The following is a 26,445-nucleotide window of genomic DNA, read 5'->3' on the forward strand; positions in this document are numbered from 1 at the left end:
TTCATAAGGCCCTGTCAAATTTGCTGACAATCTGCCGAAGGAATCGGGTGGAAAAATGCTCCTGGACTTCCAGTCTCCACTGTATTTGTTGTACATTAGCACAATTGCCGGACTGGCCACAACAGCCGGCTGCCTGATTGTGCTTTTCCTGGGAGACCCTCCGGATTGGATTCTGGCCGTTCTACTGTCCGCAGCAGGGGGCGTCATGTTTGCTGTGGTGGCCTTTGATCTTTTGCCGCTGGCTGCATCCTTCAAACAGCCGGGACTGCTCCTGGGCGGGATTTTGTCCGGTATGATACTGATGTCTTCTGCCGACAGACTGCTCAAAGCAAGAAACCGTCAGCTTCCCAATCATAGATACAGCCGTTTGAAACGGATGGGCATCCTGATTGCCTCAGGCATAGCGCTTCATGATATACCTGAAGGAATGGCCATTGCTGCGGGGCACGAATCCGCCGGTCAATTGGGTACATTCATCGCCCTTGGTATTGCTCTGCATAACCTGCCTGAAGGAATGGCCACTGCTACACCTCTGGTAATGGCCGGGATCAGAAAACCGAAGATTCTGGCGCTGACTCTCCTGATTGCAATATTTACTCCGCTGGGTGCCTTGCTCGGCAGGGTGGCCATGGAGCTTGTCCATACCTCGCTCTGTTTTTTTGTGGCCCTGGCCGCTGGGGCGATGGTGTTTCTGGTTCTGGCCGAATTATGGCCGCTGTCCCGCGAAAACCACCCGGTCTGGGCCTTTCTTGGAGGACTGGGCGGATTTATTTTCTTCGGATTTATCTCCGTCTTCTTACCGCATTAATACCGCCGCTCCTTGCCATCCATGGTATAAGTGGAGCTCCAACTCTATCCTACGCATGCACGGTATGAAGGTATAGACATAGCAATTCGCTATTCACAGGATCTTTGTTCGGCATTAGTCCATCCGCGACGTCAAAAAGACAGCCCGAAGGCTGTCTCTGACTCTTTGTTAATACGTTAAATTATTACTGCAGGACTGTGGCGGCATAATCGCCCATGGCCTGATAGCCGTCCTTATTCGGATATCTCCCGTCATCGGAATATTTTCTGAGGATCTCGTCCCCATCGCCAAACAGCACCCCTTTAAAATCAAGTGTTGTAATCTTTTGTTCCTGTGCATAAGCAGTTTCCCATTCCCTGTATTGTTTATAGAGCTCATCCGTGTCAGGGAAAGGAATCGGCAGCACCAGGACAGGCTTGATTTGATTGGCTATAGCTTTTTCGACTATGGCTTTGATATTGTTTTGGTATTCTTCCAGTGGTGTGCCGCGGATGGCATCTCCAACGCCGGCAAAAATAATAACTGTGCCCGGTTTCTCAGCAATTACATCCTCTTCAAAGCGATCCAGCAGGCTGGATGCATTCTGATAAGTCTGACCGGAATTTACCACTTCCACTTTCAGGACATCCGCAAGATGCTGCGGCCAGGAATTACTTGGTTCACCCGGGTAACCGTACGTAAATGAATCACCCAGACACACCATTTTGGTATTGACAGTCGTACCGCTGCCATTCAAAACAGCATCACCGTCGGTATTGCCGGCTTCATTTTCTGCACCGCCCTCAGTGCTTGCTCCGCCGTTCTGGACTGTCGAGCTGCCGCTGGCGGACTGTTCCGGTGTTCCTCCGTTCCAAACATTTACATACCCAAAGACCAATACAATAACAGCCATCAATACGGAAAGCTGAATAACCCTAATTTCCAAACGGTAAGTGCGCAATGTTCATTCCTCCTCATCGCAATATTTTTCTACATATTTCCCTTAAATCCTTCCCGAATAAAACTTTTTTCGTTCTTCGTTTCCTATTGATTACAGTTTGTTTAGCATTTTAAGGCACTCCGGCATTTTAAACTGCATAACCTGATACATAAGGAGGTGCCTAATTCATATGGAATACATTGTTAAAGCACGCGAACTCGGCGAAGCGCTTCTGCAAACACCGGAAGTACAAAGGCTGAAAGAAGCAGAAGCCGAAATCCAAAACGACCCTGAAGCTGCCAAAGCTTTTGCGGCATATCAGGATAAAGAACGCCAAATCCTGACCGCTCAAATGTTCAGTAAAGTGGTATCCGAAAAGGATACCTTAGCGCTCATCGACTTAAAAATGCGCCTGATCAAACTATATCCTTCCATCCGAAGCTTCTTCTCCATCCAGCAGGATCTGGAGAAAATAATGGCAACTGTGAACCTGACGATCACAACCACAATTTACGGTATGCCCAGTGCCGAACAGCTGCCTTTCCCCAAAGAAATCCAAAATCTTGCCCAGCAGCTTCTGGATACGATCGGAGGCGACAAAAACGGCCCTGCCATGACGATCCCGGAAGGCTTTCGAATCCCTGAAGGGCTCAATGTCTCCGAACTGCTAAGCCGGTTAAATCCCAAGAGCAAATAAACCACGTCTTATTCTGCCGTTTGTCTTTTCTTATTATAAGGGATAGGAGATTTTTTTAATGACGTTTTTGAACAGCAACCAATATCTGAATAATCAATACTTTGGAAGTTCTTCCTCTGCAGAAATGTTCCCGCCCTTAACACCTATCCCTTTAACGTTGGCCCTTTTTCTGACTGACAGTTTGTTTCCGCAAAATAGCTACAGCCCCGCCGGAGCGTTGCTGATACCGCTGAAAATATTAAACATCCCCCTCAGTTACCTGACAGTTATTGCGCTTGGACTCGCAACTTCTCTGCTGGCAAAGTGGTCTTCTGCTTTCTCGGGTATTCCTGCTCTCAGTCAATATCAGCAGGCTTATCCGGATATCAGGCTATTCCTTAATGGCCTGCCCTTATCTCCCCAGTCAAATGATGCCGGAGCAGGTGGTAATGACACAGGAAATCAGCAGGAACCCGAAACTCCGTTGGAACCGAAAGGTTTGGCGTTTAATTTGGCTTTGATTACACCTTACTCCGGAGTGCCTCAAAGTACCGGCACCAAATTTGTATTAATTTATGGCATTGAAATATTTGAAATTAAGAAACTCCCGAAAACGATTATCCCCTTGCTTATCTTATTTATTTACTTCCTGTTCTACCCCAAATACAAAAATGATCCGGGCAATACTGAATAATTAAAAGGGGGCCAATGCAAAAAATGTCTGCCGTATTCCATCACCGCAGTCAAATTTATCAGAACACCTCTCCTGCCGAATCTTTGACTGGGGAAAAAATAATAGAGGCAGCGGTCCCTTTTTATATCTCCCTCCTGATCTCCAACGCACTCCATCCAAGTAACAACAGTCCAGTCGGCACCCTGATCATCCCGCTGACCAAAATCATGATTCCGCATGGGTATTTTATTATTATTGGTCTGGAACTTGCAACGGCCCTATTTTATAAATGGTCCGCTGTTCCGGTTTCAGCCCGAATATTCTTTCCGGGAGAATACGGTCAGTCCCTGCCGGACATCAGTGCTTTAAGGGAGGACAGAATACTTCGTCTCAAGATGACTCAGACTCCGCTGATCCCGAAGGAAGGAATGACAATCAATGTTTCTTTTAGTGTCCCTTTTACGCCTGTGCAAAGCCGTGCTTCCACCTTATATGCTTTTAAACTCAAATCCATCGACAGTGTTCCGGGATACGTGGTACCGCTGGCTTGCCTTATTCTCTATGGCCTGCTGACCATTTTTGGCAGGACGGACACGGCGAATACGGCAAACGGTAATTAATCATTAAAACGCACCTGACCTTTACGGCCACGTGCGTCTTATCAGGTATTATTAATATTTATTTTTTCGGACTCCGGCAAAGATGAACTTTGCTGCCCGTTATGATTCCTTCGGCTCGTCGGCCGATACTTGCTGTATCGTCTGATTCTTGGGTTGTTCTATGACTTGAGCAGCCGGCTGAAATTCCAGAGGTTGAACCGGCGCCGGAGACGCTGGAGTTTGCATCATCGGATTTTGCATAGCTGAAACTTGTGAAGCAGGATTCTGCCCATAAACCGGTCCCTGTTGATATCCGCCCTGAGGCATATACGGTCGGTCATATCTTTGCCTGTTTGGCTGCATCTGCGTTCCCCATTGTGGATAACCCTGCTGCGGATAAGTACGTTGCTGGGCGGCATACTGAGGATACTGCTGCTGTGAGTTCCGAAGATACTGAGGGCTCTGCGAATAATTGGGATACTGCTGATTTTGAGGCTGCTGTGAATATTGCGGAATCTGGGACTGTTGGGGCTGCTGGGGATACTGCTGAACTGGCCGCTGGGCAGGGACCTGCCCGGAATTTTGCCCGGGAGCAGGCTGATTCTGGCTGATTTCATCTTTGCTGCCAAACCTGCTGCCGACAAAGCCTCTCACCTTTCCCCACATATTGCTGCCGGCTTTCTTGACCGGTCCCAGCCCCGGGAAAAAGCCTTCCTTGACTTTCATGACAATAGGACCCTGCGGGGACTGCATGATGGACTGCGGGCTCTCCAGTGAAATGACAACTTTGTCATAATGTACGAGTGGCACAGGACTCCTAAAATTGGCCTGATACATTCCATTGCCGGTCGGTCTTAGCGTTCCTGCATAAAATCCGTTTTTTCCCTTGCCGTCAACCAGATAAGCCGCATAAACTGCCGGAGCATAAGGACTAAATGTATGGGCGGGCGGTAGGTGCGCAATGACCGAAAAATTGTTATCCATTCCGATCGTCGCCATTCCGTTTCCGCTGAAGCCTTCCGAAGCGACTAAATTGAGCTGTCTCGGCGTCATACCCATCGATTCTCCGGGCATACCCCCAATACCCTGGGGAAAGATTCCTAACCCTTTGTTATGTCCGAACATCTTTTAACCTCCTCGTATGTTTACAAATTGCGCTGTGTTGTGCTATGTCATAATATGAAAAGCAGGCTGCAGCTGTGACACCGTGAAGCTTACTTAACTTTTTATATAAAACTATTTTGTTAAGCGTTCTTCACGACAGAAGGCAGCTGCAGACAAATCTTTTGATTCGTTTCAGCTGCCTTCCTTTGAGGAAAGAACCCTAAGTCTTATAGCTTTATAGCCATATACCCTTATTTGATCTTATTAACCATATATCTTCCTGTGTTAGACGCAGAAATTATGGTTTCCGATGTTTCTTACCACACTGCGGGTTTTGATCCAACTGTCGGTCGCTGTCCGCGGATTGTAATAGAAGAGAGCGCCCTCGCTTGGATCCTGCCCCTCAAGCGCTTCCAGCGCAGCCTGATAGGCCTCATCTCCCGGTGTCAGTTCAATCTGCCTGTCAAGGACTGCAGAAAACTGTCCCGGCTGGTAAATGACCTCCCGGATCGTATCCGGGAACTTCGGGCTTTCCACCCTGTTCAGAACCACTGCCCCTACGGCAACCTGACCTTCAAAGCTTTCTCCACGGGCTTCCGCATAAATGATTTTTGCTAAAAGTATCACATCTTCCTGGTCATAAACAATTTGACTGCTGCGGGAAATATCCGAAGTAACCCTTTCAGGCTCCCGGGCTGAATCCACCGAATTAATCAAATCTGCTGAATCAGTCGATTCGGCCAGTTTAGCCGTCTCAATCACCGTATCTGATTCTATGTTTGCGGTAACAACTTTATTTTCCAAAGGCAGCTGTTCGATCACAAAGGAAATCTGATTTTCCGGCTGTCCGGAGAATTTGTCCAAAAGAATCCGGAATATACGATTCTCATTTGCTTTCGTCAGAATAATGTCTCTGGCATCTGACATGACATTCTCAAGGACAGTCTGTTGGATTTCCAATACCCGGGAATAGAGCAATTCTCTTGATTTTTCAGGTACAGCATATACTGTCTGGGCAGTAGCAGTCAGGATAATCGCCGTGGTCAGCATCACTGCCAAACCTTTCCGGCATCGTCGGTCTTCCAAAAAAATCACCTCTTGGGATTAATCTATTTCTATTCTTTCCCATAAAAGGTGATTTTTATACGTTGTTTGTTATAAGAATCACAAAGAAAAGTTATTTCGCCGTTGTGGCTGACGCTACACCCCCGGTAATTGCCTGACCTTTAGCATCCTTGATTGTAGGATGTATCACCAGCCAATACCCAGTATTGGCTTGAAGTTTCATTTCCGGTTTCACAGTCATACGCTGCTGATCGACAAACACGTATGCGCACTTGACTCTTTCTCCTGTAGCAGTATTGATCAGTTCAATACTGTCTGCCGTTACGGAATTCCAATCCATTTCCCGGTTAAAGCTCACGTTGAACACCTTGCCGAGCGGGATATTTTTAAGATCTCCGGACTCTTCATATCCCGGGTAGTAGATCTGCCAGCGGTCCTGGAGAACCTCTTCAGGAAATGGCTCCCAACCGTTGGGGCCTCCGAGTTTAAGTGTTGTGGTTACATAAGCTGAATCCAGGATTTTCTTGCCAAGTACCCAATTTTCAGTTTGACGAAGCTCTTTTACCGAAAGCGGATAAAGATAAGGGCCCGCCTCCAGCTGGATATACCCTGATTTATCTTGTGATTTATCTTCAGACTTATAGTTTTTAAGCATCAAAACAGCCGTATTCAGCTCATTGACGCCGGTCAAATCCAGATGAGGCTTGATTCCAATCTCATCAATCGGGTTATAGTACGGAGAGAAAAACCTGTAAACGGACATTTTCAAATAGTCTCCGTTGCTTAATGGGATCAAAGCCTTAACCCGGCCTGAACCGTAGGTCGTTTCCCCGATGACGGTCGCCTTGCCATAGTCCTTCAGCGCGGCCGATGTAATCTCAGAAGCGCTTGCCGTGTACCCATTGATCAACAAGACAATCGGCCCTTCCATCGTGAAAGCCTGCTTGACGGCTGTATCGACAATACCCAGGTTTCCCCTTGCTTTCATGATATACGCGCTTTTATCCCCGATAAAATAACCCAACAGCTCCATTGCCGCTTTCGTATACCCTCCGGAGTTATTACGCAGGTCAATAATCCAGCAGTCTACGCCTTTTTCCTGCAGGGCCAGGGCCTGCTTGCCGAACTGGGTTGCAACATCCTCGCCAAAGGAATTAACTGCGATATAGCCAATATGCCCTTCCAGCACCCGGCCTTCAGCCAGCGGCATCACAATCTTCATCCGTACGACAGTGAAGCTCTGGATTTGAGCGTTTCTTTTGACTTTTACCTGAACCTTGGTTCCCTCCGTCCCCCGAAGTTTGCCAGCGCAATATTCCGAGGTCTTTCCCGCCAGGGAATAGCCATCTGCTTCGAGGATAATGTCCCCTTGTTTGATTCCTGCCTTATCAGCCCCATAACCAGTAATGATCCGGGTAACCTTGACCCCCTGCTGTACCATTTCCAGTTCTATCCCGATTCCGGAAAAGGACATATTCAGTGAATTGATCATGTCATCATATTCGGCTGCGGTCAGATACTCGGTGTATTTATCACCCAACCCTTGAAGCATTTTTTCGACCGTCGGCGCGTTCAGTATCTCATCCGGAACAACATCGACATATTGCTCCTGCAAAATTGTTCTGACTTCATCCAGGGCATCGTTTTCCGCGCCATAAGCCTGCAGCGGAAGTCCCAAACCCAGACAGAATACCAGAAGCACTGTCATCAAAAACCTTAGACTTTTACCAAATTTCACGTTCTTTTTTCCCTCCTGTATGATTTGCAGGTCCGGCCTAAATTCAATGATCTTGCATGTTCAGGCTTCGTTTAAGTTTCGTTCAAATTTTTTATCTGAGCAGTAATTCGACGAAAACGGGCATTCCCCTTTCCGTTTCAGGATTATTTGTCATGTGCTTCCCAGACTTTGATTGCATATTCAAGGCTTTTCCGATAATATTATCTAAACAGGACTATTTTAAAAACATATTTTTCTGATCATCGCTGATAAGAAAGGTTCGGACAATGTCAAATCTTCTTGATTACTCCAAAAAAGTATTTATCGCCGTATTAATCATTGTTGCAACCCTCGTCATTCCATATGGCCTTTATAAGATTCTTCCGCATTTTATGCCATTTGTCCTTGCTTACTTCACGGCCCTTTTTCTGGAACCTGCAGCAGCATGGTTGAGCAAGGTCTCCAGATTTAAAAGCAAGACACTCTCCGTGTCTGTGACCTACCTGTTTTTTCTTGCCAGTATTGTTATTTTCCTCTACTTGATCATCAGTAAGCTCTATGTTCAATTTTTGGACCTGCTTGACTTTATTCAATCGAACGGCCCGGCAATTCAGGTTTGGTTTTTGAACGTTACGGGGCGTATCCAGGAAACGATCGGATTGCTGCCTCCCGAAATAAACGATATGATCATGAAATGGATCAATGACCTGGCTAACATCAACCTGGTATCCGCGATCGGTTCCTCAACACTTAGTATCTCCACGGCGATACCGAACATGTTCTTCCTGTCGATTATCTACCTGGTATCCGTTTTCCTGTTCACATTCCAGTTAAGCAATATCCACCGTTTCTTCTACTCCTTCTTCAAAGATTCCTCCAAGCTGAAAGTCGCTTACGTCTTAAGTGATTTGCGCAATGCTACATTAGGGTTTTTTAAAGCGCAGGTCATTTTGAGCACAATCACCTATATTATTGCTTTTGCCGGTCTCGCTATCCTCCATGTAAAATACGTGGCAGTCATTTCATTGTTGATCGTAATCGTAGATATCCTGCCGATCCTCGGTACCGGATCCGTGCTAATGCCCTGGGCTGTTGTCTCGCTTTTCCAGGATCAGCTGTTCTTGGCCGCAGGTCTGGCCATTCTGTATATCATTATCATTGTCGTACGGAGAGTGATTGAACCCAAGATACTGGGCGAGCGCATCGGTTTAAGCGCTCTGACGACTCTGATCAGTATCTGGATTGGTTTCAAAGTGATGGGGGTCCTCGGCGTATTCCTGTTCCCGCTGGCCTGTATTTTCTATAGAGCCCTTGTCAAGGTCGGCGTCATCAAACTGAATTTCAAGATATAACTAAGCTATATTCTAGTACCTTGTAACCCCTAAAATTGTAATATAATGGTGAGCAGATTTCTTTTAAGACAAGGCGGAGGATTGAGCCATACCGAGTGTATGGCGATTGACGACAACGCAGTATGAAAAGAAATCCGCCGCCAGGATATACAAGATTTAGGGTTACATGGTACTAGTCAACATTCTATATAATAAAAAACAGGTACGTCCCGCAGAGAGCACCTTCAGCCCATCGGAAACGTACCTGTTTTTTATTGATTCTTTATGATCTGCTCACTATCTTCTGTTATCATCCGGCTTTATTCCAATTCCCGACATCAGGATCTGAACGATTTTGTCATAGTCCGCTTCCTCAGGCATGGCCTCAGCAAATATCACTTTTTTGCCGCAATACTGCATGATTATGCCCATGATTGCCGCCGAAGCAAATTCCGGATCGATATCAGCCCTGACTTCCCCTTGATCCATGGCCTGCACGACTTGCTTTTTGATAATCTCTCCGACCCGGATATTTTGTTCAATAAAGACCGCTCCCATCTCCCTGACCATAATCTTGGAACAGGACATCATCCTGGCAATCGGCATATGCTCCTTGACCAACTCTGCCTGATATTTTGCCAGAACTCTGATTTTTTCTTTGAAAGAGCCTCCTTTTTCCAAAATGTCCTGAATGTTGCGTCCATGCTCTTCGCAGTTATAAACGGCCATTTCCTCAAAGAGCTGTTGCTTGCTATCAAAATATTCATAGACGGTCCCTTTGCCGATCCCGGCTTCTTTGGCGACATCGTCCACTTTTGTTCCTTCAAAGCCTTTGATATAAAATACTTTGCCGGCTGCCTGGAGGATTTCAGTTTTTTTCCGTTCCTTGGTCACCGTTGTTCCCCCCTTTATCCGATCCGATGCCTGTAAAATCAAATTCTTCGTCTTTTAATTACAGCTTTTTTTGAGTAAAGCTTTTTCCCTTGTTACAAGTTAAAGGGTATGCTGATCCGTGTTTACTGCGATCACCGGTTTAGACTTTTTGTCTTTTCTGAATTTGCGTTTGAATTTGTTGGACAGATCATCCGTGAAAGAATACATGACCGGAATCAGCACCAGGGTAACCAGGGTTGAAAATAGGAGACCTGTGATAACGACAATGGCCATCGGCGCCTGAAACTCCGAGCCTTCCCCGATCCCGAGTGAAAGCGGCAGCATGGCTAGAACAGTCGTTAGCGTCGTCATGATGATCGGCCGCAAGCGGATCGGTCCTGCATTGATTATTGCCTCATGCACGTCCTCCTTGTACGTTCTTCGTCGTGTATTGATATAGTCGACCAGAACGATCGCATTGGAAACGACAATACCGGCCAGCATGATAATACCAATAATCCCCATAACGCTTAATGGTTTACCGGTGATGAATAATCCTAAGAACGCTCCGGCAAATCCAAGCGGGATGGAAAACATGATGACAAACGGATAAACCAGCGACTCAAATTGGGAAGCCATGACCATATAGACCAGAACCACGGCAAGTCCGAGCGCAAGGAACAGGTCACTGAATGCATCGACCATTTCCTGCTGCTGTCCGCCCATTTCATAGGTATAATTATTCGGCATCCGGTAATCTGCCAGCGCCGTCTGAATATCTTTGGAGACACTGCCGACGTCCCTGCCGCTGATCTGACCGGAGACCGTCAGGGTCCTCGCCTGGTTGTCCCTGCTGATGCTGACAGGACCGCGGCTGACGGAAACATCCGCCACTTGGCCCAACGTAACGGTATAGCCGAGGCCCGTGGTAATGGGAATTTGCTCAAGGGCTTGGAGATTCCGGTTAAACGTTTCGTCCCCTTTGATCTTTACATCGATTTCGGTCCCATTGTATTTGAACTGTGTCGCGGTTGCCCCGCTGATCGATGCTTTTACCGCAGAGGCGATTGTTCCGGCACTCAGACCATACTGGCTGGCCGCCTTACGGTCCACGTTGATTTCAACTTCCGGTATTCCGTCTTCATAGCTGGATTTAACTTCGCGGGTTCCCGGGACTTTTTTAATCACGGTGACAAAATCGTCTCCGATCTTCTTCAGCTGATCCAGATTTTCACCTTTGATGGTGATGCTGATCGGATCACCGGCACTCATCACGGACTGGGTTGCTGCGACACTGGTTTTGGCCCCGGGTACGTCCTTAATCCGGTCCCGGATTTCATCGGAGATCTCCACGACGCCGCGTTTCCGATCCGTTAAAGGAAGCAGCTTCACGGTAAAGGTACCAACGTTGCCTTGTGCGCCTGTCAGGCTCATGGTTCCGGATGATCCGGCATCCAGGAAGATGGTATCGATCTCGGGAATATCTTCTATCTTCGTTTCAATTTCACGCATGACCGCCGAGGTATCGCCGACCTTTGCCCCGTCAGGAAGCGTAACGCTGATCGAGAGCATGCCTTCATCCGTCGTCGGGAAGAATTCTGTCCCAACAGCGGCAACAGAGGCAATGGAAACGACAAAGACAATGGTTGTAACGATAAAAACGCGTTTCCTGTGGCCCAGGGCCCATCTGAGCAGTTTCTTATACCCCTGGAGCAGCGCTTCATAGCCCTGGTCAAATTTATCGTGGGCTTTCGCCAGGAACGCAGGAGTACGGAAGAATCCCCTGCCATTTTCTTCATCTTCCGCTGCATCCGTTATGGCTACTTTCACTGTTTCGGATGTTTCGGATGTTTCGGATGCTTCAGCCGCTTCGGTCTGTGTATATGCTTTATCCGTTTCCCCTGTCTTACCAGCATCAGCAAAACCAGCAGTCTGATTCTTCCGCTCTACTTTCAGCAGCTTGGAAGCGAGCATCGGGACAACCGTCATCGAAACGACCAGCGATGCTCCGAGCGAAAACGCGATCGTCAAGGCAAACTGCCGGAATAGTGTGGAGGTTAATCCCTGGACAAAGACGATCGGTAAAAAGACTGCGACCGTCGTCAGCGTGGAAGCCATGACAGCGATGATTACTTCCGAAGATCCTTTCACTGCCGCTTCGACCCTGGAATAGCCGTTCTGTCGGAAGCGGTAGATATTTTCGAGCACCACGACCGAATCGTCAACCAGACGGCCAATACCAAGCATTAATCCGCCCAGCGTCATCAGATTCAGCGTAATGCCGGTAAAATATAATAGACAAAACGTCGCAATAATGGAAATCGGGATAGCTGAAGCAATAATCAGGGTAGAACGGATATTTCGCAGGAAAATGTACAGGACCAGTACCGCCAGGAGAGCGCCGATAACCCCATGCTCCGCGACCGAATACAATGAAGCCTTGATATAGGCTGCATTATCCATGACCACCGTAATCTTGACATCTTTTAGTTCATCCTGGATTTTGTCGATCTCTACATAGGCTGCTTCCGCAACTTGGACTGTATTGGCGTCGGAACGTTTTTGGATCGAAATATTGACACCGGGATTGCCGTTCGCTTTGGAAATGGTTGTCTGCTGATCCGGCTTTAATTCGATATCGGCTAAATCTTTCAGCTGAACATTTCCGCCGGTAGGCAGCGGAATAAGCAGCTGCTCGATCTCAGCTACCGACATGAATTCCCCGGTCGTTTTGACAGTCAGCTCCTGGGTCCCTTTCTTGACCGTACCTCCGGGCAGGTTGACATTCTCCGAAGCCAGGATTCCCTGAAGGTAAGCGAGGCTAATGCCATAACCGGCTAATTTCTCACTTTTTGTCCGGATTTCAATAATATCCTTGGTTCCGCCGGTCACGGACACGGAAGCAACCCCTTCCGCTCTTTCCAGTCTCGGTTGGATCGTATCTTCCGACAGGGTTTGCAGTTCGGAGAGACTCATCGTCGATGACGAAATAGAAAGCGTCAAGACCGGGGTTGAATTCATATTGAGTTTCAAGACCATTGGGCTGCTGACGCCGTCGGGGAAGTAATCTTTAATCAGGTCAATTTTTTCTCTGAGGTCGAGGGCAACCTGATCCATATCGACTCCATAATTAAACTCCAGAATAACAAGCGAACTGCCTTCCGAAGTGATGGAGCTGATATTTTTGACATTCTGGGCTGTGGAAACAGCCTTTTCGATTGGCTGCGTGACCAGGTTTTCAATCTCCTGAGGGCCTGCTCCATTGTAGGATGTACTCACGATTGCATAAGGCAATTCCATTTCGGGCATCAAGTCCAGCGGAATACGCGTGAAGGACACAAATCCGAGAATGATGATAATAAAAACAAGCATCAGGACTGTAACAGGGCGTTTTACCGACGTTTCAGATATTTTCACTTCTGAACGCCTCCCCCTGTTTGCGCCGAAGCTGCCGTATCCGTCGTTTCCTGAGCAACCTGCTTGCCGTCAACAGTTACGACTTTGATTTCCGTACCATCCTGTACAAAGTTCTGCCCTTTGATAATGACGATGTCCCCTTCCGTCAGTCCGCTGACGATCTCAGTCTCGGTGCCGCTCTCAAGTCCTGTCGTTACTTCCATCTCGGCTGCAGCATTATCTTTGGCAACATACACGACGTCTTTTCCGCCGTGAAAAATCACCGCATCGGTCGGCACAGCCAAGACATTATCTTTGCCGGCAATGTTTAAGGTCACATTGGCAAACATGCCGGGTTTGATCATGCTGTCTTTATTGTCAATGTAGGTTTTTAGCGTATATTTCCCCTGGGCATTGGCTGCGATACTTACACTGTCAATAGCCCCTTTGACTTTCACTAAAGCTGCAGGCACTTCAATCTGGACAGACTGGCCGCTGTGCACACGGTTAATCTCCTGCTCGCTAATGCTGACCGTTACAAATACTTTGCTCAGGTCCACCACCCTGGCCGGAGAAACGGCGCTCGTTACCATCGACCCAATTTTCACATCGAGCGCCGTAAGGACACCGTCGATCGGCGCCTTAACATCCATATCATTCAGGGATTTTTGCGCCGCATCATAGGCAGCCTTGGCCTGGGCCAACTGGCCTTTATACGTTTCCAGAACCGCATCCGAAGCCACCACGGCAGCCTGATCAAGCTCGGACTTGCTGACCGCGCCGATTTCATACAGCTGTTTCATATTCTCATAATTCTTTTTGCTGTTTTCATAATTGGCCATATTGGTTTCATAGCCGGCCTGCGCCAGTTGATAGGCCGCTGCGGCCTGGTTATAGCCGGACATCAAATCGGTTTTATCAAGGCTGAAAAGTACCTGGCCCTTGCTGACCCGGTCCCCAACTTTGGTATAGACCGCCGCCACTTTGGCCGGGGTGCCGACGACCACGGAAGCTTCTTTATCCGCTTCAACTTTACCGCTTAAGGTAATCGCAGAGGAGATGCTCTGTTTATGTAAGGTCAAGGCTTCCACCGGGACATAATTCTGTCTGTTTTGTTCTGCCGCCTTCTTTTCCGCTGCGGATTGCGCTGCCCCGTAGATTCTTACCCCGATCAGAAGGACAAGCAGGATTACGATCACGGTAATGATCATTTTCTTCTTCCCGGTCGGTTTTTTTAAGTCCGGGCTGCCACCCTGCTCAGACCGTTTCATTTTGAATTTCATTTTTCTACTCCCCCGTAAATCAATATCTTTCTAAGTGTATTCTTTTTAGGACATATTCATGAATGTGATAGTCGTTAAAAACCGACTGGTCGGTCGGCACACCACCTCTCTTATCTTATCTTCCTTTGTGCCTTGGGTCAATGGGTTTAAGTTAGATATTACCAAATATTTTCTTCCCATAAATGGCAACATTATTTTGTAAATTTTTGGTATTTTATGGGTGTTTTTTTCTTTTTTATATTGCATAATATCTGTTAAAGGATCCATTTTGTTTTGGAGGGAAGCCGCTATGTCCAATGATGAGTTTCAGACTATCGTGCTTCGTGAAATCATTTTGATATTAAAAATCCCACGGATTCAAAACCCGTGGGATTTATTTATTATTGCGCTGCGTTTATTGTCTATAGCTATTCCTGCTATCTTTAGCTATCTTTTGCCATTGCCATTACTTTTGTCTGTTACGTCACAAAACCAAGCCCTCACCATCCGAAGCCTATCTACATATGCTGTAATTAGACTCATAATGAAAGGACGGATGGGCGGTATGGATAATCCGGCTACCGAACGCACACCGCTTGTCATTGCGGCTGAAATAAATATGATAACCTACCAAACTAAGAAAATATTGCTTACCAGCGCCATTGAAATCGGCCGTCATTTGCAGGAAGCCAAGGCCATGCTCAAACACGGGGAATGGATTAAGTGGCTGGAAGAGTCTGTGAACTATTCTCGCCGAACTGCCTCCAGGCTGATAAAGCTCTACGAAGAGTACGAGCCTAGCTTCCCTGAAGAAGCCGACAGCTCAAATGGGACACCAGTGTCCCATTTGACTTACACCCAGGCTCTCCTCTTACTGGGTTTACCGGAAGAGGAGCGGGAGGAATTTATCGCGCGCAATAACGTCGGCAATATGACGAAACAGGAGCTGCAGCAGGCTCTTAAGGACAGAGATCAGGCCAATCAGGCAAAAGAGCAGGCGCTTCAGGAGAATCAAGTACTTAAAAAAGGACTGGAGACGATCGACAGCACCATCTCCGAATTAAAAAATGAGCAGGCTAAGGCTGCGTCAATGCCAACGAATCCTGAGAATGTCAAAGCAGAAGTCCAATCTGCCAACAATGCCTCCTCTGCCGGTGATGCCCCCTCTGCAACGACAGCCCCTTTTACCCACAACCTTAAAACCGAACATGACCCCGACGCTCACATCAAGTATGTAGAAAAATGCGACGCTTACTGCAAAACGATCGCCGATACCTTCTTCGATCTGACGACAGCGCTCACCAATCTGGCGCATATCGATCCGAACCTGAAAGAAGAAAAAAGAAAAGGGGCCAACCAGCTGATTGAATATATGGCAGAGACAATTAAGATGTGGCCGCCCCCTAAGAAGCCGCTTAGAGTTAATTCCTGATTTTTTTTGGGAACCTTTGGACAAGCCAAGCATAATATGTACAAGACAGCCGTAAGCTGTCCAATAAAAGAGAAAGGAGATGATTGGAATGGCCGTTGTTTCAGCACCATCCGGCGCGGCTCTGGTATTGGTTTATCAAACCGGAGTCAGCCCCGCCGGCGCTCCGATAACCAAACAGCGAACCCTTAACAATATTGTTTACAATGCTTCGGATCAAGCTGTCTATGAGACGGCTCACGCCATCTTCGGTCTGTCGGAATATACGCTGCTTGACGTTTACTTCAGAAGAACGGATGAATTAACAAACGAAGCGTAAAGCAGAGGGCAACTTCAGGCATCAAGGAGGTGATTCAATTGGCTGTGACCACCAACCGAACAGCAAGATTAACCTTCGCAACTGCCGGAGGGAACACGTTTTCCCTAACGGTTCCCCAACCGCGAGAGGATATTCAGCTGACTGAAGCCATGGACGTTATGAACTCGCTTATAGCAGGCGGGATATTCCTTACGGCAAACGGTTCCCTTACAGGAGTAAAGGATATAAAGGTCATCGAAACAACAACCTCTTAGCTAAGTTTGAACTATAAAAAATTCAAAAAAATAGTACATGTCATTTCCTAACCCTTCTGTTTTGATTGATAGCTTATTTCAAAAGACGCGTTCTTCTCCTTGTAAACCACAAAAACAGACAGCCCTGGCACTTTATCTGCCTGATAGCTGTCTATTTCTTCTAAGGAGGTATTTAATGTGATTTGAATGATTCTCAGTTATCGAAAATATAAAATCCTATCTTTTTCCTTGCCCTTTACCGTTATGTCCGTTATTTGAAGAGGTATTTATGACCGTGTTCTGAACGGCCTGTGCATCGACTGTTGTTTCATCCGAAGTAGACTGGCCATCGGCTGTGGCATTCTGATCGTCTGCAACTGTTGCATCCTGTTCGTCCCCTGCTTCCAGGCTCTCTTCCTCGCCGCTTACGGCCTGATCTTTATTGGCTTTCTTGTAGTCCTTTATGTTCTGAGCTTGCTCTTTCAGGACTTCTTTGGTTTCTTTCATCGTCTCAACTTTGATTTTCTGAACATCTTTTCTGAGGTCCTGCATGTCATTTTTATATGCTTGAGCCTGTTCTACTTTTCCCAGAGCGGCTGCGATGGCAGCCTCATCACCTGAAGCACGGGCTTGTCCCAATTCCGCCTTGGCTGCTGCAAATTCTTGCACAGCTTCAGCATAGGCTACTTTCGCAGCTACATAGGCTTTAATGGCAATGGTATTCTGGACTTCGGCTTGGATGATATTCTGCATGATCTCAGCCTGTTCTTCCGTCAGATTGCCGCTGATTTTCAGGACAATTTTGTCGGCATCACTTTGGACAAGTTCAATGCTGGCAAGTAGATTGCTGATGACGGTATTTTCTTCTGTGTCAACTGCCACCGTTTCATCCATGGCTGTTTCATCCGTAGTTGTTTCTTCAGTGGTAGCTGCGGTGGTTTCTTCCTCGGCAGTGGTGGCATCTGTACCCGTAGTATCCGTTCCGTCAACTGCTTCGGTATCCTCAATGATCTGTTGAACCTGGAAATTGGCTTTCTTTATCGTATCTGAATAGACTTTCAAAACCTGTTCCATCAAATCCAACTGGTTTTGCTCGGACATGATTTCCGCTTCAGCCAGTCTTTCATTCGCAAACTCGACCAGCAGTTCTGCTTTTCCTTCCGCAGAGAAGGTCACGGCCACCTGAACACTTTCAATCATTTGTTCGAGTGAGTACAGCCAGCTGTCCGGCGTTACACCAGCTTCATCGGCAATTTCTTCATCGACTGTATCAGCTGTAGTATCATTTGTAGCATCATTCGTAGTTTCGTTAGCAGTATCGTCTGTTGTATTCGTAGCATCCTCGCCAGTTGTTATGGTCTCGGATTCAGTTGTTGTAGTGTCACCCGTCACTGTTTCAGCAAAAACATAAGTTGGAGCAACAGCAAAAGTAAAAAGCAAACACAGAACCGATACCAAAATCCTTTTTTTGAACATTTTTCTACTCCTTTCAAAACCTTAATTTGTTGTTCTTGCCGCCTGGGGAGAAAAAAATACCTGCTCCAAGTTCTGGAACAGGTACCCTAATTAAGTGTTAATTCAGTTACCCATTCGGCAACCCGGCTGCCATAACCTTTCGGCTTTAGACCCGTGGCTTTGCGTCTCCGCCTTTCGACGGATTTGCCCTTATCGTGTTAATATGGTTATTATAATTCACCAAAAAACTTAATACAACTGTTGACAGGCATTTTGATACCAACGGAGCACAGAGAATAGGACTTTGGTCATATCTATTCGGTCGTTGCCTCAGCCACTGAGGAATAATCACTTAGACTGCTGCCATTATAGGCCTTGATGTTGTAATAGTATGTTTTTCCTGAAGTGAGCCCAGTATTTGTATATTCAAGAGCGGTTACGGTTGCAATCTTGGTATACGTTCCGGTCTCGGAGGTTGCCCTGTAAATATAATAGGACTCGGCATCACTGACGGTCTCCCAGGTCAATTTGATCTGGCTGGAACTCAATGCTGTAGCTGTCAACGTAGCAGGTACGCTTACTGCGTCTGTCTTGTCATACTTCACAGATGAAAAGGCGCTCAACCCATCGCTTCCGTATGCCTGTATCTTGTAATAATAAGTTTCCTCCGCTGTGAGCCCTGTATCGGTATACGAATTGGTCGAAACAGTTTTGATTTTGGTGTAAGTACCTGAGGATGAGGTTGACCTGTAGATATAGTAATAACTGGCACCATCAACTTCATCCCAACTCAGGTAAATTTCTTTTGAATTCAAGGCAGTTGCCTCAAGGTTTGAAGGGGTATCCAACGCATAGTCTGCATCTGTTGTGTCATACGCCCTTGTGGAATAGTCGCTCTCTCCATAGCTGTTATAGGCTTTAACTTTATAATAGTAAGTTTTTCCAGCTGTGAGACCATCATCCGTGTAAGAGCTCGTTTGGACGGTATCAATTTTTGTATAGGTCCCGGTAGATGATGTCGCTCTATAAACATAGTAGCCTGTCGCATCGGTTACCGCATCCCAGTCCAGATCAATCTCGATCGGGCTTGAGGCAATAGCAGTCAGATCATCCGGTATGGCAGGTATCTTGCTGCTTGTTCCCGACACTGATGCGACCATACTGTTTAAGACAGATGATGACAGGACATTGGAACTTCCAAATGCGGTAAATGACGATATATTTTGATCCTTAATATAGTTTAAAAGAGAAAGGCTCACCGAACTGCTGACCAGAAAGACTGGCGCATTATTTTTAGCTGCAAGTGCCGAGCCGGTTAATGCATCCGGGTAGTTTTCACCGGTTGCAGCGTAACAGTTTTTAAAATCAAAGCTACTCGCAAAATATTTGATAATACTGAGGTTCGTTGTGTACCGGCTATCACCGTTCAGTCTCACAGGGGAAGGCAGCTTGTTATAAATGCTGTCGCTAATTGCACCGGTACCTCCGACCACAATCGTAGTCGTGACTTTACTTTTTAAGTAAGAAAGAATATCAGACTGGATCGAATACTTGTCCGTTAGCAGAATCGGATACCCTTTAATCCCGGCTATCGAAGCAATAGACAATGCATCAGGGAAATTGCTCCCGGTAGCAACCACTGCCTGGTCAAAAGTTCCTATCTTTTCCGCTACCAGCAAGGATGTATTATAGCGGTCCGTACCGGCAATTCTGGTAACGCTGATACCAAGGTTTTTAATTGCCTGTTCGACCGAGGACGATATTATTCCAGTTCCTCCGATAATAAATACTTGCTTTACCCCAAGGCTGGCCAATTCACTTTTTGCCTGCGCATTCAGTTCATACCTCGATGTCAGTAAGATCGGCGCATCGTATTTAGCCGCCAGTGGTGATCCGCATAAAGCATCCGAGAAACCTTCTCCGCTGGCAATTACTGCATAATAGGAAGAGTCCCAACCATCTTCTGCAATTTTGGCAGCAGTAGCATAACGGTCTGTACCGGCCAGTCGATAGGCATTCGAGGTGTCTCCAGTACTGCTTGCAGATTTAGTTGTCGCATAGGCATATGAAGAATAATCGCTTGTTCCATAGCTATTGTAAGATCTAATTTTATAATAATAGGTCGTATTCGCAGAAAGTCCCGTATTATTGTAACTTTCATCCGTAACTGTTGCTATTTTGGAGTACGTCCCGGAAGAACTGGTGGCTCGGTAAACATAATATGATGTTGCTGCAGACACCGAACTCCAGGTCAGATTAATCTGGCTGGAACTCACTGAAGTTGCAGCCAGATTATCCGGCATATCAGGCACTGCCGTTTCCGTCGTGGCATAGGCGTAAGATGATTTACTGCTGGTCCCAAAACCGCTGTTATACGCCTGAACCTTGAAATAATACCGTTTGCCTGCAGTCAGCCCAGTGCTGGTATACGTGGTCGTCTTCACTGTGGCGATTTTTGTAGTAAAAGAGCCTGAAGACGAAGTATCTCTAAAGAGATAATAAGATTCTGCATCTGTTGACGGATCCCAGACAAGCTCAATCTGACTCGAACTAAGCGTTGTTGCCTCCAGACCGGTTGGGGTTAACGGTTCCCCAGTGGGAGCAGAGGTCTTTGCGGATACGGCTGATGTATAAGTGCTTGTCCCGCTGCTATTATAAGCTCTTATTTTGTAATAGTATGTTGTGTTCGCGCATAAGCCTGTATTGGTATAAGATACATCCGTGACCGTTGCAATCTTCAGAAAGTTTGTTGTTGAAGACTGCGACCGATAAACCCAGTATGAGGTAGCCCCATCGACAGTATCCCAGGTCAAGTCAATTGAGCTGGAGCTTGCAGCAGCCGCAGTTAAGTTGGTCGGTACTGTAGGTGCCGTTGCTGCTTGAATACTTGCTGGCAATGCTGTTGCTACCAGTAAGAAACAAAGGATAATCGCAGCTGAAAAAAAGAATCTGTTTTTTTTCATGTTGATGGCCTCCTGAATGTGATCTTGACCTCTATTGACTGTACTATACGAGATTTATTTTTAGAACTATTGTAAAATACTCATTTTCTTACATATTATACCATAATAATATCCAATTTTTTAATATATATTGTAAGAGATTCAATTTTATACTTTTCCATTATTACTGTGTAATCGGTAAATATAGGATATTGTTAACGTTGCAAACCTGTAAAAGAGGCTTTCTTGGTTACCTCCAAATAGACGGTAAAAAGAATGATTAAATGACGCTAAACCCCGGCACGAAAGAACATCGTTCCGGGGTTCACCTTCGTCAAGGCACTTTTAATTGATCCCTACAAATTTTCCATTTTCTAGAGTGAGATCATAAATTAAGAATTCATCTATAGATCTGGAACGCAAGTTACGATGTCTGTATACCCGGAAAAGTTTCCAGCACTATCCTTGGCCTTTAGCTGAAACTGATAGGTTCTTCCATTGTACAAACTTCCGATTGTTGTACTCGTCACTGTACTCGCAAATGTTTTGATGGTCCAATAGGCCGCCCCTTCTGCTTTATACTCCAGTTGGTATCCGGCTATATCACTCTCCGCATTTGCCGTCCAGCTTATTATCGCACTTTTATCGCTCGGTGCTGCAGCTAGACCCACTGGACTAGTCGGAGCGACTTGATCCTTGGCTATCGCATATACGACAGTTGAATAGTTCGACCAGTTCCCTTTCAAATCTTTGGCTCTAACTTTAAAGTAATATCGTGTATTATGCGTCAAGTTTTCTACTGTTTTACTTAGTGTTTCTTTCCCTACGACTTCACTCTGCCAAATGGTTGTTCCATACTTCTGCCATACTATTTCATATCCGTCCAGATCCGTCTCCGTATTAGCTGTCCAGCTAATTTGTATCGTCTTATCCGTCCCCACTAATGTTGTCAGTCCCGTAGGTACTGCAGGTGGTGTTTTATCCTGGGGCATTGCTTCAATTTCCGAACTGTATGCCGACCAATTCCCTGTACTATCCCTAGATTGTATTTTTAGTTTGTAGTTTATATCGTTTTCCAGTCCCGTCATTGTATACGTTACAATTTTCGCTATTGTTCCTATTTCGGTCCATTCTGTATCTCCGGCTTTTTGATAAGCGATTCGGTATCCCGATAGATCCGTCGCTGTCGGCGCTGTCCACGCCAGCACTATCCTGCCGTCATTAACCGATGTCATCCTAAAGTTTGTTGGAACGCCCGGTGCTACATTATCCACTGGCATACAAGTTACGATATCTGTATATCCTGAGAAGTTTCCGGCACTATCCTTGGCCTTTAGTCGGAACTGATAGGTTCCTCCATTGCTCAAACTGCCTACGGTCGTACTTGTTACTGTACCTGCGAGTGTTTTGACGGTCCAGTTGGTCGCCGCTGTTGTCTTATACTCCAGTTGATATCCGGCTATATCACTCTCCGCATTTGCCGTCCAGCTTATTATCGCACTTTTATCGCTCGGCGCTGCAGCTAGATTCTCAGGTATACAGGGAGAAGCCGCTAAAATCATATTTAACATACCATATCCGTATACCGTGTCATAACCAGCAGTCCCAAGGTCTATACCGCCCTTAGTTATCATTGTTCTAATTTCACTGGCACTTTTTGAAGGATTCTGCGCCCAGAGCAAGCCTGCTATGGCAGCAACATCTGGTGCTGCAGCACTCGTACCATAAAATGGATTAGAGAAGCTACCCGCCCCCGTAACACTGACGCCGTCTATTCCGATAATGTCAGGTTTATTTCTTTTGACTGCTGATGGATAGGAAATAGTTACTGGTCCTTGTGATGAATAGTATGCAATTTTGTTAGGAGAATCTGCGTTTGCAGCACCTACGGCAATTACTTTAGGTACTGCCGCATGCCCAAATATTGAATCAGAGGATGTATAATACCCATCTGCAATATAGCCCCCGTAAACATATAGTTCAAGGGTTTTGGCTACACCTGCATATTTAGGAACTACGATCTGGTAATAACCTGAGGCATTGGTATTCGTCCAATACACAAATTCTAACGGGTAGCCATCACCATTTTGTTCCTCGATTGAAGATACAAAGGAGGTTCCATCTAGATCGGCTAAAATTAAATCGTAATCATTACTTGAAGCTCCCCATCGATCGTTCCATTCCAAGACTACTCTTACTGTTTCCCCATATGGAATATATACAAGTAAAGGAGAATAACCTGCTGAAGAAGGATCAAAATCGTGGAAGTAGTATCCGGTATTATCAGCCCGATAAATTCCCTGATAATGGTTTTGTGCTTCATTCCCAGCTGATGAAACATAAACAATATTATTGCTGTCAATTACACTGCTGATATGACTGGCTATAATGCCATCCTCAAAGAACGGCTGAGTGATCCAGCCAATATCATCACAAATTACTTGGCAACCCGCATTGACCAATGCATCAACCGCATCATTAAATGCTAATTCATTGTCACCACAATCATGAAAATATAGTTGTGCACCAGGAGCTAAATCATGAACGATTTCTAACATGGCTGTTCCCTCATCGCCGCCGACAGTGTTACTGAGTGTGATAACATCTCCCGGCAAGTCACCGGTCACTTGAGCACTTGCGAGATTATCCACCCCATCAGAGATAATTCCAATTTTTACACCTGTCCCATCTATACCCGAAAGATTTCGAAAACTATCTACATTTTGAAGAGCGTCCCCTTGGCTTGTCACAGACCCCACATTGACTTGAGGAGGAAGAACAGTATTAACAGATCTTACTCCTTCTAAAGAGGCAATAACGTTGATTTTATTTACTTCCACCCATGCTGTAATAACATGATTTTTCTCGTCTCTATTCTTCACTTTATTGGCGTAGTTATCAATAATATGGGTAGATTCATTATCATTAACACGAATATAAACGTAAACTAAGTCATCATTCGATTTATTCAGTCCATATGAAGACGAATCTTCGGCTTTAATCAGCGCTTTCATATTTTTTATGGCTGACTTTACTTGCTCTTTCGTTTCTTTATTTGTCCGATATTGCTCATCAATCAATTTTAAGAGATCGGAACTAATTTTTTTATGGCTTTCTTGCAAATAGTATCTTTTGCTATATGTAACCTTATTCACTTGCTCCACAGCATTTGTCGGTAAAGAATTGCCTATTAGCAATATTACTAAAGAAAGTGCAATTAGAATTCTTTTCCTCATTACTCTGCCTCCCGTTGTTTAAACAAATACCCCTTAGATAATATCGTCAGCTATTACATAAATAGTACCAGACAGAAGAAAATCTGATTCTAGACTTTTTTAAATAAATACTTTTAGAATGACTTTCTTTTCTATCCCTATTTGATACTACGAATACTTCATCTATACAATATATGCATATTATACCATATCTACATTACGAATTGTCCGCCATAATTAGCCATTTATACAACAAATTGCAAATATACCCCGGCGCAATAATACATCGTACCGGGGTTACTTCAGCGACTTCATTTGAAGTTCTATACAATCTATATTTTAAAATCTACTCATACCTTAACGCCTCGATCGGATCAAGCTTCGCTGCCTTATTGGCCGGGTAATAACCAAAGAATACGCCGATAGCCATCGAGAATAGGAAGCTGATAATCGTCACCAACAGAGAAATCGTTACAGGAGCATTGAGCGTAACCGAAACGATGGCTCCGACTGTCGTGCCGATGATGATTCCAATGAGACCGCCTATGCCGGAAATAATCACTGCCTCCGTCACAAACTGAAGTCGGATATGGAAGTTTTTCGCGCCAAGAGCTTTCCGCGTCCCAATTTCTCTTGTCCTTTCCGTTACGGATACCAGCATGATATTCATGACGCCAATCCCACCGACAAGCAAGGATATGCCTGCTATAAACGCAATCGCCGTCTTAATCGTATTCAAAGTACTCGTTATTGATTCCAGTGCAGATTCCATGCTATTCACCTTGGCACCCCAGACAGTATTGGTGCGATAGACATTATCAAGGTAAGTTTGTAAGTCATCTGAAAATGTCAGTACGTCCGTACCACTGCTCGCAATGACTGTAATACTCTGGTAATTTTTTTGATCTGAATCCAATTTAGCGATAGGGAACGGAATATATAAACTAGTTGATACGTCTTCTTCAGACGAGGTACTCTGCTGACCCATCGTTGATTCATCATATTTATACACGCCGATGATGGTATATAGCTCGATTTTGCTGTCTGTGTAGACCTTGACTACCTTGGACAACGGATCCGTTCCATCCGGAAACATGTTTTTGACGAATTTATCTGAGACAACGGCAACATTGCGATAGTTCTCTATATCTTTGTCTGAAATATATCGCCCTTCAAGAATTTCTAAGTCATTTGCCAGTTGATAATCCGTATTAGTCCCTGTGATCATCACATTGGCATCGAGGTCTCCGTCTTTTGCTGTCGCACTCCCGACTGATTCTGACAGAGAAACTCCTGCTATTTCCGTTGGAAAGGTTTGTTCCATTTTTGTGATCATTTCTTCCGAAATTAAATCCGAATCCTGAGGTTCGGACGTATTGCCGCTTCCGCGCATTCCTTTTCCTCCGCTCCCGGGAGGAGCTCCACCGCCTCCGCCTGTCATCATCATCATGCCTCCGGGCATCGTCCGCTGTTTCTCCGATTTTTCCCGAACCATGACGGTAATATTATTCGTGCCAAAAGATGACATATTGGAACTCACGGAGGCTGTCATAGCATTTCCAATGGTCACGATCGCGATAACAGAGGTGATCCCGATGATAATGCCAAGCATTGTTAACAATGCCCGCATTTTATTGGCTCTTAAGGAGGCCAAGGCCAAAACGATATTCTCCCAGATCATGCCTTCACCCCCATTGCTTCACACTTTAGGCGGGAAATATCGCTGTTATAGAAATCTCCGGTAATCATACCATCACTCAGCGTAATCTGCCGTTCTGCCTCTTCGGCCAATTCAGGGTTATGGGTAATCAAAATAATTGTTTTATGTTCCTCACGGTGGATTTTCAAAAAAATATCCATCACCATTTTCCCCGTCTGGGTATCTAGGGCACCTGTCGGTTCATCTGCTAAAATGATTGCCGGATCGTTAGCTAAAGCTCTGGCAATGGCAACCCTTTGCTTTTGCCCCCCCGAAAGCTCATTGGGCATATGTGTCATCCGGTCTCCCATTCCTACAAGTTCTAGTAACTCCACGGCTTTTTTTCTTCTTTCTTCTTTATGGATCCCCAGATAAAACAGTGGCAATTCAACATTGCTTAAAGCCGTAGATCTGGGAATCAAATTAAACGTCTGAAAAACAAAGCCTATTTTCTTATTGCGAATTTCTGACAATTCATTTTGGCTCATATCCTCAATGGATATCCCGTCAAGGGTATAGGTTCCTGAGGTTGGACGGTCCAAAGCTCCGATAATATTCATCAGGGTACTTTTGCCGGAACCAGAAGCCCCTACGATGGAGACAAATTCACCTTCCTTGATATTCAAATTGATATTTTTCAAAATAGTCAGTTCATTTGGCATTCCAACATAGTATTTTTTGATCGCATTATTAATTTCAATCATGAACTCATCAACCCTATCCCTATAGA

Annotated in this window: 20 protein-coding genes and 1 riboswitch; of the genes, 8 read left to right on the forward strand and 12 right to left on the reverse strand. The window is 45.6% G+C overall.

Annotated features, from left to right (window positions below; translation table 11 throughout):
- Positions 1-55: 55 nt before the first annotated feature.
- Positions 56-808: a ZIP family metal transporter gene (locus tag DHBDCA_RS13020; RefSeq protein ID WP_015044687.1), complete on the forward strand. Its 753-nt coding sequence runs from the start codon at positions 56-58 to the stop codon at positions 806-808.
- 184 nt (positions 809-992) lie between these two features.
- On the opposite strand, the gene DHBDCA_RS13025 is transcribed toward DHBDCA_RS13020, so the two are convergent.
- Positions 993-1,748, reverse strand: a complete 756-nt coding sequence (locus DHBDCA_RS13025) for a GDSL-type esterase/lipase family protein (protein ID WP_015044688.1) — start codon at positions 1,746-1,748, stop codon at positions 993-995.
- Positions 1,749-1,917: 169 nt separating this feature from the next.
- Here DHBDCA_RS13025 and DHBDCA_RS13030 point away from each other — a divergent pair, with 169 nt between their 5' ends.
- From DHBDCA_RS13030 to DHBDCA_RS13040, 3 genes are read left to right on the forward strand one after another with little or no spacing between them, the layout of a single operon-like run.
- Positions 1,918-2,424, forward strand: a complete 507-nt coding sequence (locus DHBDCA_RS13030; RefSeq protein WP_015044689.1) for a YlbF family regulator — start codon at positions 1,918-1,920, stop codon at positions 2,422-2,424.
- A 58-nt stretch (positions 2,425-2,482) separates the two neighbouring features.
- On the forward strand, positions 2,483-3,097 hold the full coding sequence (locus DHBDCA_RS13035) for a hypothetical protein (protein WP_015044690.1): 615 nt from the start codon (positions 2,483-2,485) through the stop codon (positions 3,095-3,097).
- A gap of 23 nt (positions 3,098-3,120) precedes the next feature.
- Positions 3,121-3,696 carry a hypothetical protein gene (locus DHBDCA_RS13040; RefSeq protein ID WP_242824918.1) on the forward strand — a complete coding sequence of 192 codons (576 nt, stop codon included), beginning with the start codon at positions 3,121-3,123 and terminating at the stop codon, positions 3,694-3,696.
- 99 nt (positions 3,697-3,795) lie between these two features.
- Here DHBDCA_RS13040 and DHBDCA_RS13045 read toward each other — a convergent pair whose 3' ends face one another.
- The 3 genes from DHBDCA_RS13045 to DHBDCA_RS13055 form a co-directional block, all read right to left on the reverse strand.
- Complete coding sequence (locus tag DHBDCA_RS13045) at positions 3,796-4,800, reverse strand: hypothetical protein (protein ID WP_015044692.1); 1,005 nt, start codon at positions 4,798-4,800, stop codon at positions 3,796-3,798.
- A gap of 264 nt (positions 4,801-5,064) precedes the next feature.
- The gene (locus tag DHBDCA_RS13050) at positions 5,065-5,865 is read right to left on the reverse strand and encodes a cell wall hydrolase (RefSeq protein ID WP_015044693.1); all 801 of its coding nucleotides are present in this window, start codon (positions 5,863-5,865) and stop codon (positions 5,065-5,067) included.
- A 91-nt stretch (positions 5,866-5,956) separates the two neighbouring features.
- Positions 5,957-7,582 carry a S41 family peptidase gene (locus DHBDCA_RS13055; protein WP_015044694.1) on the reverse strand — a complete coding sequence of 542 codons (1,626 nt, stop codon included), beginning with the start codon at positions 7,580-7,582 and terminating at the stop codon, positions 5,957-5,959.
- Positions 7,583-7,848: 266 nt separating this feature from the next.
- Between DHBDCA_RS13055 and ytvI the strand changes: the two genes are divergently transcribed.
- Positions 7,849-8,913 (forward strand): sporulation integral membrane protein YtvI, encoded by a 1,065-nt coding sequence (ytvI, locus tag DHBDCA_RS13060; protein WP_015044695.1) that lies wholly within the window; start codon positions 7,849-7,851, stop codon positions 8,911-8,913.
- A gap of 276 nt (positions 8,914-9,189) precedes the next feature.
- Here ytvI and DHBDCA_RS13065 read toward each other — a convergent pair whose 3' ends face one another.
- From DHBDCA_RS13065 to DHBDCA_RS13075, 3 genes are all read right to left on the reverse strand, one after another.
- A complete protein-coding gene (locus DHBDCA_RS13065) occupies positions 9,190-9,786 on the reverse strand; it encodes a TetR/AcrR family transcriptional regulator (RefSeq protein ID WP_015044696.1) in 597 nt (198 codons plus the stop codon).
- A gap of 99 nt (positions 9,787-9,885) precedes the next feature.
- Positions 9,886-13,182 (reverse strand): efflux RND transporter permease subunit, encoded by a 3,297-nt coding sequence (locus DHBDCA_RS13070; protein WP_015044697.1) that lies wholly within the window; start codon positions 13,180-13,182, stop codon positions 9,886-9,888.
- Complete coding sequence (locus tag DHBDCA_RS13075; RefSeq protein WP_015044698.1) at positions 13,179-14,444, reverse strand: efflux RND transporter periplasmic adaptor subunit; 1,266 nt, start codon at positions 14,442-14,444, stop codon at positions 13,179-13,181. Before DHBDCA_RS13075 ends, DHBDCA_RS13070 begins: the two co-directional genes overlap by 4 nt.
- A gap of 544 nt (positions 14,445-14,988) precedes the next feature.
- On the opposite strand from DHBDCA_RS13075, the gene DHBDCA_RS13085 reads away from it, so the two are divergent.
- From DHBDCA_RS13085 to DHBDCA_RS13095, 3 genes are all read left to right on the forward strand, one after another.
- Positions 14,989-15,855, forward strand: a complete 867-nt coding sequence (locus tag DHBDCA_RS13085; RefSeq protein WP_041225926.1) for a DUF3102 domain-containing protein — start codon at positions 14,989-14,991, stop codon at positions 15,853-15,855.
- An 88-nt stretch (positions 15,856-15,943) separates the two neighbouring features.
- Positions 15,944-16,171: a DUF1659 domain-containing protein gene (locus DHBDCA_RS13090; RefSeq protein WP_015044700.1), complete on the forward strand. Its 228-nt coding sequence runs from the start codon at positions 15,944-15,946 to the stop codon at positions 16,169-16,171.
- Positions 16,172-16,209: 38 nt separating this feature from the next.
- Positions 16,210-16,425, forward strand: coding sequence for a DUF2922 domain-containing protein (locus DHBDCA_RS13095; RefSeq protein ID WP_015044701.1), 216 nt, complete (start codon positions 16,210-16,212; stop codon positions 16,423-16,425).
- Between the two features lie 216 nt (positions 16,426-16,641).
- Here the strand turns inward: DHBDCA_RS13095 and DHBDCA_RS13100 are convergent, their stop codons facing one another.
- The 5 genes from DHBDCA_RS13100 to DHBDCA_RS13120 form a co-directional block, all read right to left on the reverse strand.
- Positions 16,642-17,880, reverse strand: a complete 1,239-nt coding sequence (locus DHBDCA_RS13100; protein ID WP_015044702.1) for a DUF5667 domain-containing protein — start codon at positions 17,878-17,880, stop codon at positions 16,642-16,644.
- A 113-nt stretch (positions 17,881-17,993) separates the two neighbouring features.
- A riboswitch (cyclic di-GMP riboswitch) is annotated at positions 17,994-18,078 on the reverse strand.
- A 95-nt stretch (positions 18,079-18,173) separates the two neighbouring features.
- Entirely contained in the window at positions 18,174-20,822 is a 2,649-nt protein-coding gene (locus tag DHBDCA_RS13105) for a cell wall-binding repeat-containing protein (RefSeq protein ID WP_015044703.1), read from the reverse strand.
- A gap of 383 nt (positions 20,823-21,205) precedes the next feature.
- Entirely contained in the window at positions 21,206-24,037 is a 2,832-nt protein-coding gene (locus tag DHBDCA_RS13110; RefSeq protein ID WP_015044704.1) for a fibronectin type III domain-containing protein, read from the reverse strand.
- Positions 24,038-24,362: 325 nt separating this feature from the next.
- Positions 24,363-25,697 carry an ABC transporter permease gene (locus DHBDCA_RS13115; protein ID WP_015044705.1) on the reverse strand — a complete coding sequence of 445 codons (1,335 nt, stop codon included), beginning with the start codon at positions 25,695-25,697 and terminating at the stop codon, positions 24,363-24,365.
- Positions 25,694-26,419, reverse strand: a complete 726-nt coding sequence (locus tag DHBDCA_RS13120; RefSeq protein WP_015044706.1) for an ABC transporter ATP-binding protein — start codon at positions 26,417-26,419, stop codon at positions 25,694-25,696. The genes DHBDCA_RS13115 and DHBDCA_RS13120 overlap by 4 nt, the downstream gene beginning before the upstream one ends.
- Positions 26,420-26,445: the final 26 nt, after the last annotated feature.

The sequence above is a fragment of the Dehalobacter sp. DCA genome (assembly GCF_000305775.1).
GTDB lineage: Bacteria > Bacillota > Desulfitobacteriia > Desulfitobacteriales > Syntrophobotulaceae > Dehalobacter > Dehalobacter alkaniphilus.